The sequence below is a fragment of the Mesorhizobium sp. BE184 genome (assembly GCF_031457045.1).
GTDB lineage: Bacteria > Pseudomonadota > Alphaproteobacteria > Rhizobiales > Rhizobiaceae > Mesorhizobium.
Window position 1 is genome coordinate 1,486,191 of record NZ_JAVDVU010000001.1, and the last position, 11,643, is coordinate 1,497,833.

Here is an 11,643-nt window from a genome sequence, read left to right on the forward strand (position 1 = left end):
GTCCCGCCCATGAGCCTTGAACCCATCCATATCGTCGGCGGCGGTCTCGCCGGTTCTGAAGCGGCCTGGCAGGCGGCCGAGGCCGGCGTGCCCGTCATCCTGCACGAAATGCGCCCGGTGCGCGGCACCGACGCCCACAAGACCCAAGACCTCGCCGAGCTGGTCTGCTCGAACTCCTTCCGTTCCGACGACGCCGAGACCAACGCGGTCGGCCTGCTTCATGCCGAAATGCGGCTGGCTGGCTCGCTGGTGATGGCTTCCGGCGACGCGCACCAGGTGCCGGCCGGCAGCGCGCTGGCCGTCGACCGCGACGGCTTTTCGCAGGCGGTGACCGCCAGGCTCGAAGCCCACCCTCTGATCACCATCGTCCGCGAGGAAGTTCCCGGCCTGCCGCCCGCCGACTGGCAGCAGACGATCGTCGCAACCGGCCCGCTGACCGCGCCCGCGCTCGCGCAATCCATCGCCGACGCCACCGGCGCCGATGCGCTGGCCTTCTTCGACGCCATCGCACCCATCGTCCATTTCGACACGATCGACATGGACAAGGCCTGGTTCCAGTCACGCTACGACAAGGTTGGACCCGGCGGCACCGGCAAGGATTATATCAACTGCCCGCTCGACAAGGACCAGTACGAGGCTTTCGTCCAGGCGCTGCTCGACGGCGGCAAGACCGAGTTCAAGCAGTGGGAAGGCACGCCCTATTTCGACGGCTGCCTGCCGATCGAGATTATGGCTGAGCGCGGCGTCGAAACGCTGCGCCACGGCCCGATGAAGCCGATGGGCCTGACCAACGCGCACAATCCGACGGTCAAGGCCTATGCGGTGGTGCAGCTCCGGCAGGACAATGCGCTCGGCACGCTCTACAATATGGTCGGCTTCCAGACCAAGCTGAAGCATGCCGAGCAGGTGCGCATCTTCCGAACCATTCCCGGTTTGGAGAACGCCGAATTTGCCCGGCTGGGCGGCCTGCACAGAAACACCTACATCAATTCGCCGACCCTGCTGGATGCTACGCTGCAACTGAAATCGCGGCCCGGCCTGCGCTTTGCCGGACAGATCACCGGCTGCGAAGGCTATGTCGAGAGCGCCGCGATCGGCCTGCTTGCCGGGCGCTTCGCCGCCGGCGAGCGCCTTGGCCATCCCGTTGCGCCACCGCCGGTGACGACGGCCTTCGGGGCGCTGCTCAATCACATCACCGGCGGGCACATCGTGTCCGATGACGAGCCTGGCAAGCGTTCCTTCCAGCCGATGAACATCAATTTCGGCCTGTTCCCGCCGCTCGAGGCCGGCACAAAACTCAAACCGGAAGGTTTCGAGGGACGCTTCCGCGGCAAGGACAAGTCGATAGCCCGGAAGAAGGCAATGACGGCGCGGGCGCTTCAGGATTGCCGCGCATGGCTCGGCCTCGAAAGTGCGGCTCAGGCGGCCGAATAGCCGCGCTCAGCTCCAGCCGCGCGTCGCGTAGCGGAACAGCAGCCAGTGCTTCCGGATCGCTGAAATCCGAACGCCGAAGCCGGCCAGTGCCTGGGCCGAACCAGCCATTTTCGCCAGATAGGCTTGCGTTAGCGCCAGAGGCAGGAATGCGGGACGCAGCGACGCCGGCAGCGCCCTCGCGCCGTCTTTGAAGATCGCCAGATGCTCCCGCCCCAAGGCCACCATGGCCTCGACCGCGCGCCCGGCGGCAGGGTCGCCTTCTCCCGCAAGAAACGCGTCAGATGACGTTCCCGCCGCCGCCAGTATGTCGGCGGGGATGTAGCACTGGCCCCTTCTCCGATGCAGCGGCAGCAGCAGCAGCACCCCCGCTATGCCTTGCGCGCATCCGGCATGGCCGGCGAGTTCGGCAAACCGGGACGCCGCTGCAGGATCGAGCACGAGAGCGCTCAGCTGCAGGATCGCCGAAGCCGTTTCACCGCAATAGCCTTCGAGGTCCGTTCGCGATGGCATCGGATCGTCGTAGAGGTCGAAAATCCGCGCCTCGAGATAATTATCGAATGCGGCCTTCGGCAAATTGTGTTCGGAGATCGTCCGTAGCAGCGCCTGCGCCAGCGGGTGCCCCGCGCCGGCCTCCGGATCGTCGGCCGCAATGACATCCCGCCACCATTGCAGGCGCACCTCGCCGGGCAGCGCCTCGCGGATGCGATCGCGCACGCCGGCGATCTCGGCGTTGAAGGCGTAAAGGGAAAAAAGCGCCTCGCGCTTGTCCGCTGGCGCATAGAGCGCCGACAGATAGCGGTCATGGTCGGCGGTTCGTACCGCCTCCATGACGATCTTGGCTGGCGTGTCCATCAGTCAACAGCGATGAAGGCGGCGGCGACGGCGCGGTTTTCAGCGAGCAGAACATTGTAGGTGCGCACAGCGGCGCCCGTCGACATCGGGTCGGCGCCAATCCCTGCTTCCTTCAGCGCTGCCCGCAGCGCCGCCGGCAATGGACGCAACTCCCGGCCCATGCCGACAAGCAGGATCTCGATCGCGTTGGCCTCCGCCAAGACCTTGTCGAAATCGGCGACGGTCAGGACGGCAGGGTCGACCGGCTTCCAGCCATGAATGCCCGACGGCAGGCACAGCAGGGAGCCGCGATGCGACATGTCGGCGAAGCGGAAGCCGCCATTGCCGTAGGCCTCGATCTGCGCGCGGCCCGGAAAATGGGCCTCGCGCATGATGATGCCGGCTTTCGTCACTTCGCCGGCAGCTGCCGGCCGATATCACCTTCGACCGGCGCTTCCTTGTCGGAGGCGGGTACTGCAGAGGTCGGACGCAGCTTGAAGATGATGAGGATCGGCGCAGCGATGAAGATCGAGGACAGTGTGCCGATGAAAACGCCGAAGAGCATCGCGGCAACGAATGACCGGATAACCTCGCCGCCGAGCAGGAACAGTGCCAGCAGAGCCAGGAAGGTGGTGATCGCGGTCATCGTCGTGCGTGACAGCATCTCGTTGTCGGAAAGGTCGAGCAACTGCCCGAGCGGCATCTTCTTGAAGCGCCTCAGATTCTCGCGCACGCGGTCATAGATGACGACCGTATCGTTCAACGAGAAACCGACGATCGTCAGGATTGCGGCCACCGTCGATAGATCGAACTGTAGCTGGGTGACCACAAGGAAGCCGAGGGTCAGCAGAATATCGTTGATCGTTGCCACGATGGAGCCAAGCGCGAACTGCCACTCGAACCGGATCCACACATAGACCAGGATCGCGCCCAACGCAGCCACGACGCCGAGGACCGCTATCCACGCAAGTTCGCCCGATACTGTCGGCCCGACCAGTTCGGTGCGACGAATGTCGTAATCCGCGCTCAATGACTGTTGCGCCTTCTGGACGACAATGGCGCCAGCTTCATCGCCTTCGTCAGCAGTGGCGCCAAGCCTGATCAGCACGTCGCTTTCATTACCGAAGCCCTGGACCTGGATTTCCTTGATGCCGGTAGATGTCAGCTTCTCGCGGATGTCGGCAAGATCAGCCGCTCCGGACTTCGCCCGCACCTCCATAATGGTACCGCCGGTGAAGTCGATGCCGAAATTCAGCCCCTGGGTGAACAGCAGGAAGACGGAAGCGACGCACAGGAACATAGATATAACGAAGGCCTGCAGGCGAATGCGCATGAACGGTATGCGTGTAACCTCCGGCACCAGCCGGACATAGCCCTTGGGCAGTTCCTTCGGCTTGACGCGGCGAAGCCATACGGCAACCAGCCAGCGCGTCAGCGTGAAGGCGGTGAAAACGGTGGTGACGATACCGACCGCAAGCGTTACCGCGAAGCCCCGCACCGGGCCGGAGCCAAGGAAAAACAGCACCACCGCCGCGATCAGCGTCGTGATGTTCGAGTCCAAAATCGTCGCCAGCGCCTTCTGGAAGCCGGTGTCGATGGACTGCACGATCGAGCGTCCCGCTCGCCGTTCTTCGCGTATTCGTTCATAGATCAGAACGTTGGAGTCCACCGCCATGCCGACGGTCAGCACGATGCCGGCGATGCCCGGCAAGGTCAGCGTCGCGCCGACCAGCGAAAGGATCGCCACGATCATCGCCACGTTCGCCACGAGGGCGACGTTGGCGATCCAGCCCAGCGTACCGTAGGCGGCCACCATGAAGACGACGACGAGGATCGAACCCACAATCGACGACATTTTGCCCGCGTCGATGGAATCCTGACCGAGACCTGGACCGACCGTCCGCTCTTCGATGACCGTCAGGGTCGCCGGCAAGGCGCCGGCGCGCAGCAGCACGGCCAGGTCGTTGGCGCTCTGGGCGGTGAAATTGCCGGAAATCTGACCCGTGCCGCCAAGGATCGGCTCGCGGATCTGCGGCGCGGAAATCACCTTGTTGTCCAGGATAATGGCGAACAGCTTGCCGACATTCTGCTGGGTCGCCTGGCCGAAGCGCGCCGCGCCCTTGGCGTCGAAACGGAACGAGACGACCGGCTCATTGGTGCGCTGGTCGAACGTCGCCTGCGCATCAACCAGATTCTCGCCGGCAACGATGACCCGGTTTTCGATGAGATAGGGAACCGCCGGCTCGTCCTGCGAATACATGATGGTGGAGCCGGCCGGTGGACGGCCATTGAGGGCATCCTGCACCGGCATTGTCTGGTCGACCATCTGGAACGTCAGTTTCGCCGTCTGGCCAAGGATGTCCTTCAGCCGCTGCGGGTCCTGCAGACCCGGGACCTGCACGAGAATGCGATCATCGCCCTGGCGCTGGACCACAGGCTCGGTCGTGCCGAGTTCGTTGACGCGCCGACCGACGACTTCGATGGACTGCTGCAGCGCGGTCGACGTCCGGTATTTGATGCCGGCGTCGGTCATCGTGTAGCGGAGAAGGCCGGGTTCCGGCTCGTCCTGCTCCATCTCGACGACGGAACCGCCGGTGAACAGGCCAGAAGAAATCGGGGCGACGAGCTGTTTCAGCGCCTCTTTCGCCGCGGCCACCTGATTGGTGTCGCGAATGCGGACCTGCACGACCTTGCCCGAACCGGAAAGGCCGGTGTAGCCGATCTTGGCGTCCCGCAGCAGCGTCCTGATCTCATCGCGGCTGGTGTCCAGCCTGTCCTTGATCAGGTCGTTCGGTTCGATCTTGAGCAGGATGTGCGAGCCGCCCTGCAGATCGAGGCCGAGCGTCATCTGCTTCTTCGGCAGCCAGTCCGGCAGTTTCGCCAAAACTGATTGCGGGAACAGGTTCGGCAGCGCGAACAACAAGCCAAGCAAGACGACGGCCCAGATCCCAATCGTCTTCCAGCGCGAAAAATAGAGCATAGTCCGTTATCCAATCAGCCGTAGTGGCCGCAGTCCGCGCACTTTGCGGCTATTTCCTGGCGGTTATTTCTTGGCGTTCTGGTTCGCCACCGGCTCACCCTTCACCCTGACGTCGGCGATGGTCGAGCGAAGCGCGGTCACTTTCGAGCCGCCGAGATCGATTTCCAGCTCGTTGTCGTCGATCACCTTGGTGACCTTGCCGACGAAGCCGCCGCCGGTGACGACCGTGTCGCCACGCCTGATCGCCGCCAGCATCTCGCCGCGCTTCTTCAGCTGCGTGCGCTGCGGCCGGATGATCAGAAAATACATGATCACAAAAATCAGCACAAACGGCAAAATGCTGATGAACATGTCGGGAGAAGCGCCGATGCCCTGGGCGTATGCCGGTGTTACGAACATTTCAAACTCCTGACCGTAGAAAAAGCCGCAACCGGCTGCGTGAAATTTGGCCGGAATATAGTCGGTAAACTTACCATTGCAACTGGATGAACCGGGGTTTCTGGCGCTTTTCCAGCCCTCTGACCCGTGTTAGAGCGTCACAGGTCTCCCCGATGCAACGATAAAAAGACAGATTATGACCGACAGTACCCTCGACGCCTTGAACGCGAAACTCGACCGGCTGATCGAAGCAGTGACGCGCCTGGCGCCATCCTCCCCGCCGGAGACCGACATTTCCACCGCCGACTGTTTCGTCTGGCAGGCCGAACCCGGCTATCTGGAACCCATAGCCAAGGTCAATCGCGTCGACATCGGCCTGATCCGCGGCGTCGATCGCGTCCGCGATATCCTGCACGACAACACAGAGCGCTTTGCCCTGGGGTTCGCGGCCAACAACGTGCTGCTGTGGGGCGCGCGCGGCATGGGAAAATCCTCGCTGGTGAAAGCGGTTCATGCCCAGATCAACGCCTCGGGCAAGACCGACGGCCCGCTCAAGCTGATCGAGATCCACCGCGAGGACATCGACACGCTGCCAAAGCTGATGACGCTGCTCAAGGCCGCGTCCTATCGCTTCATCCTGTTCTGCGACGACCTGTCCTTCGACCATGACGACACGTCATACAAATCGCTCAAGGCGGCGCTCGAAGGCGGCGTCGAGGGCCGTCCGGCCAATGTCATCTTCTACGCCACCTCGAACCGGCGGCATCTGTTGCCCCGCGACATGATCGACAATGAACGCTCGACGGCGATCAACCCGTCGGAGGCGGTCGAGGAAAAGGTTTCGCTGTCGGACCGTTTCGGCCTGTGGCTCGGCTTCCACAAATGCTCGCAGGACGACTATCTCGACATGGTCAACGGCTACGCCAGCCATTTCGGCCTCGACGTCGATCCGGAAGCATTGCGGGCCGAAGCGCTGGAATGGGCGACCACGCGCGGCAGCCGTTCCGGCCGCGTCGCCTGGCAGTTCACCCAGGACCTCGCCGGCCGGCTCGGCAAGCCGCTGGACTGAAGTCGTCCCGGACGCGAGTGCTAAAAAGCCCGCCTCTTGCGAGACGGGCCAAGCCGGCGGGCCGGACTGGAGGTCAGGCGGCCCGCAATCGTTTCTGTTTTCTATTCAAGGAAGGTCGAAGGGTCGATCGGCGCGGAGTTCTTGCGCACCTCGAAATGCAGCTTCGGCGAGTCCGTCGTGCCGCTCATGCCCGACTGGGCAATTTCCTGGCCGCGCTTGACCTTCTGTCCGCGCTGCACCTCGATGTTGCTGGCATGGCCGTAGACCGTGACCAGGCCATTCTCGTGGCGCACAAGCACGGTGTTGCCGAATTCCTTGAGACCGTTGCCGGCATAGATGACGACGCCGTTCTCAGCCGCCTTGACCGGCGTGCCTTCCGGCACGGCGATGTCGATGCCGTCGCCGCCCTTGCCGCCAAAGCCGGAGATGACGCGGCCCCGGACCGGCCAGCGCATCTTGCCGATGCCGGTCGAATCCGGCGCATCGACATCTTCCTTCTCGGCCTGCTGGATGACCTTGGCGTCCTGCTTGGGCGGGGTATAGGACGCCAGCGTCTGCGTCGCCTTTTCGGGCGGCGGGGTCGATGCGGTCTTCACCGGGTCGAGCGCTACAGGCTTCGCTGCCGCGACGGTGGTGGCTCCGGCGCTCGGCACTTTCAACGTCTGGCCGATGCGCAATATGCCGTCCTGCATGCCGTTGGCCTGCTTGAGCGCGGTGACGCTGACGCCGGTCTTGCGGGCCACGGCAGAGAGCGTGTCGCCGGACTGAACCTTGTAGGTTCCAGGCTGACTTGCCTCGGCGACCTGCTTTGCCGGCTTCTGCTTCGGATCGCTGGCCGAGGCCGTGTTTCCGGCGGTAGTTTCGGCCTGCCCTTCCTTGAGCTTGGGCTGCTGCGGCAGAACGGCGACTTTCTGTGAGGGCGCGTTGGCCGGCAGCGGCACCTTGTTGGCAGGCACGTCGTATTTCGTGCCGCGCGACGATTTGGCGTCGGCGACATTAGGATCGCTGTCCGGCGCCGAAACAGGCGCCTTGCTGGAATAGACATAGGTCGGGATGACGACTTTCTGGCCGACCTGCAGGCCGTTGGCGCTGGAGAGGCCGTTGGTCTTCATGATGACATCGGCCGGAACGCCGAAGCGGCGCGACAGATTGTACACCGTCTCGCCTTCCTTGGCGGTGATCTGGGTGCCCCCTGCCCGCGACCAGCCATGCGGCTCGCTGTCGGCGGATGCCATCTGCGGCTCTTCCGGCGCGGCCTGCTTGAACGGCTTGGTCGAAGCGACGGTGCCAGTTGTCGTGCTGTCGAGTTTCGGCGCGGCGACCGCCGTGCGGATCGGCTTCGATACCGGCGCGGGCTCGGCCTGCGCGACGGGCGGCAGCGGCTTGACCGACACCGGTTCGAGGCTGGAGCGGGTGACCGACTGCGAATAGCTGCCGTTGGCCGGTGCGGGTGAGATCGATGGCGCCGCCTGGGCCACATCGCCCGGATAGGGCTGTGGCGTCCGCTTGTCGATGATGGCGCGCTGGTTGGAGGTCGACGCGGTGGCGTAGTCATCGACCCCGCCGAATCGCGCCACCTGGGAACTGCACCCGGATACCGCCCCGATCACCAGGACCATTGCGCATCCGCGCGCCAGATTGCGTCCGTTGGCCTTGAAAACACTCAGATGCATCGCACTAACCCGCATATACCCGGTACTCACTGGGTTGGATTAAAGCGCGTTAATGTTACTGGTCGGTTAAACCGTTAGAATCTGTCGAAATTTTTCTTAAAACATTCGGTCAGATTACGGCGGCGGTCCCGGCAAGGATCGGCTGCAGCCGCACGACGCCAATATCCTCGCGGTCGAAACGGCTGCCGACCTTGGTCAGCTTGGCCACCACCTGCTCGCCCTCTTCCGGCCCGATGGGCGCAATCACGATGCCGCCGCTCGACAACTGGTCGAGCAGGAAGCGCGGCAGCGTCTCGAACGCGGCCCATACCACGATGCGGTCGAACGGACCCTCCTGGCCCAATCCGTTCGAGCCGTCGGCCTGCCGTGCGATGACGTTGGTGATGCCGAGCGCCTCGAGCCGCTGGCGAGCCTGCTCGACAAGCGTCCTGTAGCGGTCGATGGTGACGACCCGACCCGCCAGCCGCGAGATGACGGCCGATGTGAAACCCGAGCCGGTGCCGATCTCCAGAACCCGGTTGCCGGGCTCGATGGCAAGCGCCGCGATGACGGCGGCCTGCAGATCGGCCCCCTCGATTGCTTCACCGCATTCGATCGGCAGCATGCGGTCGGACCACGCGGCTGGGTGCAGGTGGCCGGACAGGAAGCCGCGGCGCGGCGTCGCCTCGAACGCCGCGATCAATTGCTTGGGGACGGTGCCCTTGCCACGCAGCCGCAGCAGGAAAGCGGCGAACGCCTCCCGTTCCTCGATGATCGCATTCATGAAAGCGCCTTGCTCAGATCGTCGCGCAGCCGGTGCGCCGTCAGGTCCAGCTGCAGCGGCGTCACGGAAACGAAATTGTTGCGGACGGCGTGGACATCCGTGCCCTCCGCCGTCTCCGACGGCTCGCGCGCGAAGCGCAGCCAGTAATACGGCAGGCCGCGCCCGTCGCGCCGCTCATCGACCGACACGCTGTGCGCCACCTTGCCCTGCGCGGTGACCAGCGCGCCGGCGACTTCCTCCGGCTTGCAGACAGGAAAATTGACGTTGACGAGCACGTTGTCCGGCAGCGACGCCGCGATCAGCTTTTGGAGCAGCGCCGGAGCCAGCGCCTCGGCGGTCTCATAAGGAACCACCCGGTCGTCGCCGACATAGCGGTAGACCTGGCTGAGCGCGATGGACCGAACGCCGAGCAACGCGCCCTCCATGGCCCCGGCGACGGTGCCGGAATAGGTCACGTCGTCGGCAAGGTTGGCGCCGGAATTGACGCCCGACAGCACCAGGTCCGGCAGGCCGGGCATCAGCTTCTTGGCGCCCATGATGACGCAATCGGTCGGCGTGCCGCGCACGGCGAAGTGCTTCTCGCCGATCTTCCGCAGCCTGAGCGGCTCCGACAGCGACAGCGAATGCGCGTAGCCGGACTGGTCGTTTTCCGGGGCCACCACCCAGACATCGTCGGACAGCGTGCGCGCGATGCGTTCCAGCGAGGCAAGCCCCTCGGCATGGATGCCGTCATCATTGGTGAGGAGAATGCGCATTATTTACCCTCCCCCTTGTGGGGAGGGTCGATCCGCGCAGCGGAGCGGGGTGGGGGCAAGCAGACGCCGGCGGCAGCGCACCCCCACCCCGTCTCCCGATCGCTGCTCCGCAACGACCGCTCGCCGACCCTCCCCACAAGGGGGAGGGTAAAGCGCTGCACCGCTCCGGCTGCCATCATGCTTCAATTCTTTCCAGACCGCCCATGTAAGGCCGCAGCGCTTCAGGAATCGTTACGCTGCCGTCCTCGTTCTGGTAGTTCTCGATGACGGCGATCAGCGCGCGCCCGACAGCGGTGCCCGAGCCGTTCAGCGTGTGGACGAAGAGATTGCCCTTGCCGTCGCGGTCCTTGTAGCGGGCGTTCATGCGCCGGGCCTGGAAATCGCCGCAGACCGAACAGGACGAGATTTCGCGATAGGCGTTCTGGCCGGGCAGCCAGACCTCGATATCGTAGGTCTTGCGTGCGCCGAAGCCCATGTCGCCGGTGGACAGCGCCACGGTGCGGAACGGCAGCTCAAGCTTCTTCAGCACGGCCTCGGCGCATTCCGTCATGCGCTCATGCTCGGCCAGCGAACTGTCCTGATCGGTGATCGAGACAAGCTCCACCTTGTAGAACTGGTGCTGGCGCAACATGCCGCGCGTATCGCGCCCGGCCGACCCTGCCTCGGAACGGAAGCACGGCGTCAGCGCCGTCATCCGCAGGGGGAGCTTGTCGTGCGCGGTGATCTCGTCGCGAACGAGGTTTGTGAGCGGGACTTCGGCGGTGGGGATGAGGTAACGATCTTGCACCCCCCCTTTTTTCAATTCTTGATATCGCTCTCGGGCCAGCTCCAGATTGGCCTTCATAGTTTCCAGATTTTGACTGGCTTCCTTACGCAAGGTATTTTCATAGAGTTTATCTATAGCGAGTCGAGTTTCTGGATCGAATGAATCGTTTTCGATGATGCCCATCAGAAAATTGAACGACCGCTCAAACTCAATCTTGTAAACGTCGGCCATTCGATTCTGAACCGTCAGTTCGGTTTCAAGTTTGTCCAAATCCGTGTGCACGGAAAACAAATCTTCTTCGAATTTGGGCAATTGTCCGGTGCCAAACATGGCATCAGAACGCACCATCAGCGGCACCTGCACTTCGGTGTAGCCATGCTCCACCGTATGCAGGTCGAGCATGAACTGGCCGAGCGCCCGGTCGAGCCGCGCCAGACCGCCCTTCAGCACCGTGAAGCGCGCGCCCGAAAGCTTGGCAGCGCGTTCGAAATCCATCTGGCCGAGCCGCTCGCCAATCTCGAAATGCTCCTTCGGCATGTTCCCCATCCGAGGCTGGCGCGCCGTGATCAGTTCGTCACCGAAGCGGCGCACCTCGACATTGTCGTTCTCGTCTGCGCCCACCGGCACGTCGTCCAGCGGGATGTTCGGCAGCAAGGCCAGCTCGTCGTTCAGCGCCTTGTCGAGTTCGCGCTCGCGCTTCTCGCCGTTCTGGATGAACGCCTTGATCTCGTTGACCTCGCTTTTCAGCCGCTCCGCCAGCGCCATGTCCTTGTCGCGCATGGCGTTGCCGATCTCCTTCGAGGCGGCGTTGCGGCGCTCCTGCTTCGACTGAAGGTCGGTGAGGTGCTGGCGGCGCGCCTCGTCCCTGGCGATCAGCTCATCGACGGTGGACTGCGCGGCCTCCGCGTAGGACGGACGCTTCGAAAGCGCATCGACCAGAGCCTGCGGGTTTTCGCGAATCCATTTGATGTCGAGCATGGGAAACCAATCCTGA

The 11,643-nt window shown here is 63.7% G+C and carries 10 protein-coding genes; 2 read left to right on the top strand and 8 right to left on the bottom strand.

The features are described from left to right. The first annotated feature begins 9 nt into the window (after positions 1-9). Complete coding sequence (gene trmFO / locus J2X35_RS07290; protein ID WP_310183346.1) at positions 10-1,434, top strand: methylenetetrahydrofolate--tRNA-(uracil(54)-C(5))-methyltransferase (FADH(2)-oxidizing) TrmFO; 1,425 nt, start codon at positions 10-12, stop codon at positions 1,432-1,434. Between the two features lie 6 nt (positions 1,435-1,440). Here trmFO and J2X35_RS07295 read toward each other — a convergent pair whose 3' ends face one another. The 4 genes from J2X35_RS07295 to yajC all read right to left on the bottom strand — a co-directional run bounded on the left by J2X35_RS07295 (position 1,441) and on the right by yajC (position 5,644). Then, positions 1,441-2,286 carry a phytoene/squalene synthase family protein gene (locus tag J2X35_RS07295; RefSeq protein WP_310183349.1) on the bottom strand — a complete coding sequence of 282 codons (846 nt, stop codon included), beginning with the start codon at positions 2,284-2,286 and terminating at the stop codon, positions 1,441-1,443. After that, positions 2,286-2,657 carry an Mth938-like domain-containing protein gene (locus J2X35_RS07300; protein WP_310183760.1) on the bottom strand — a complete coding sequence of 124 codons (372 nt, stop codon included), beginning with the start codon at positions 2,655-2,657 and terminating at the stop codon, positions 2,286-2,288. The genes J2X35_RS07295 and J2X35_RS07300 overlap by 1 nt, the downstream gene beginning before the upstream one ends. A gap of 17 nt (positions 2,658-2,674) precedes the next feature. Continuing rightward, positions 2,675-5,245 carry a protein translocase subunit SecDF gene (gene secDF / locus J2X35_RS07305; RefSeq protein ID WP_310183350.1) on the bottom strand — a complete coding sequence of 857 codons (2,571 nt, stop codon included), beginning with the start codon at positions 5,243-5,245 and terminating at the stop codon, positions 2,675-2,677. A gap of 63 nt (positions 5,246-5,308) precedes the next feature. After that, positions 5,309-5,644: a preprotein translocase subunit YajC gene (yajC, locus tag J2X35_RS07310; RefSeq protein WP_056110015.1), complete on the bottom strand. Its 336-nt coding sequence runs from the start codon at positions 5,642-5,644 to the stop codon at positions 5,309-5,311. Between the two features lie 175 nt (positions 5,645-5,819). Between yajC and J2X35_RS07315 the strand changes: the two genes are divergently transcribed. Continuing rightward, the gene (locus tag J2X35_RS07315; RefSeq protein WP_310183351.1) at positions 5,820-6,692 is read left to right on the top strand and encodes an ATP-binding protein; all 873 of its coding nucleotides are present in this window, start codon (positions 5,820-5,822) and stop codon (positions 6,690-6,692) included. A 101-nt stretch (positions 6,693-6,793) separates the two neighbouring features. On the opposite strand, the gene J2X35_RS07320 is transcribed toward J2X35_RS07315, so the two are convergent. From J2X35_RS07320 to serS, 4 genes are all read right to left on the bottom strand, one after another. Then, positions 6,794-8,365: a peptidoglycan DD-metalloendopeptidase family protein gene (locus J2X35_RS07320; protein WP_310183352.1), complete on the bottom strand. Its 1,572-nt coding sequence runs from the start codon at positions 8,363-8,365 to the stop codon at positions 6,794-6,796. A gap of 109 nt (positions 8,366-8,474) precedes the next feature. Next, the gene (locus J2X35_RS07325) at positions 8,475-9,128 is read right to left on the bottom strand and encodes a protein-L-isoaspartate(D-aspartate) O-methyltransferase (protein WP_310183354.1); all 654 of its coding nucleotides are present in this window, start codon (positions 9,126-9,128) and stop codon (positions 8,475-8,477) included. Next, entirely contained in the window at positions 9,125-9,883 is a 759-nt protein-coding gene (gene surE, locus J2X35_RS07330; RefSeq protein WP_310183357.1) for a 5'/3'-nucleotidase SurE, read from the bottom strand. The genes J2X35_RS07325 and surE overlap by 4 nt, the downstream gene beginning before the upstream one ends. Before the next feature lie 175 nt (positions 9,884-10,058). Next, positions 10,059-11,627, bottom strand: a complete 1,569-nt coding sequence (serS, locus tag J2X35_RS07335; protein ID WP_310183358.1) for a serine--tRNA ligase — start codon at positions 11,625-11,627, stop codon at positions 10,059-10,061. Positions 11,628-11,643: the final 16 nt, after the last annotated feature.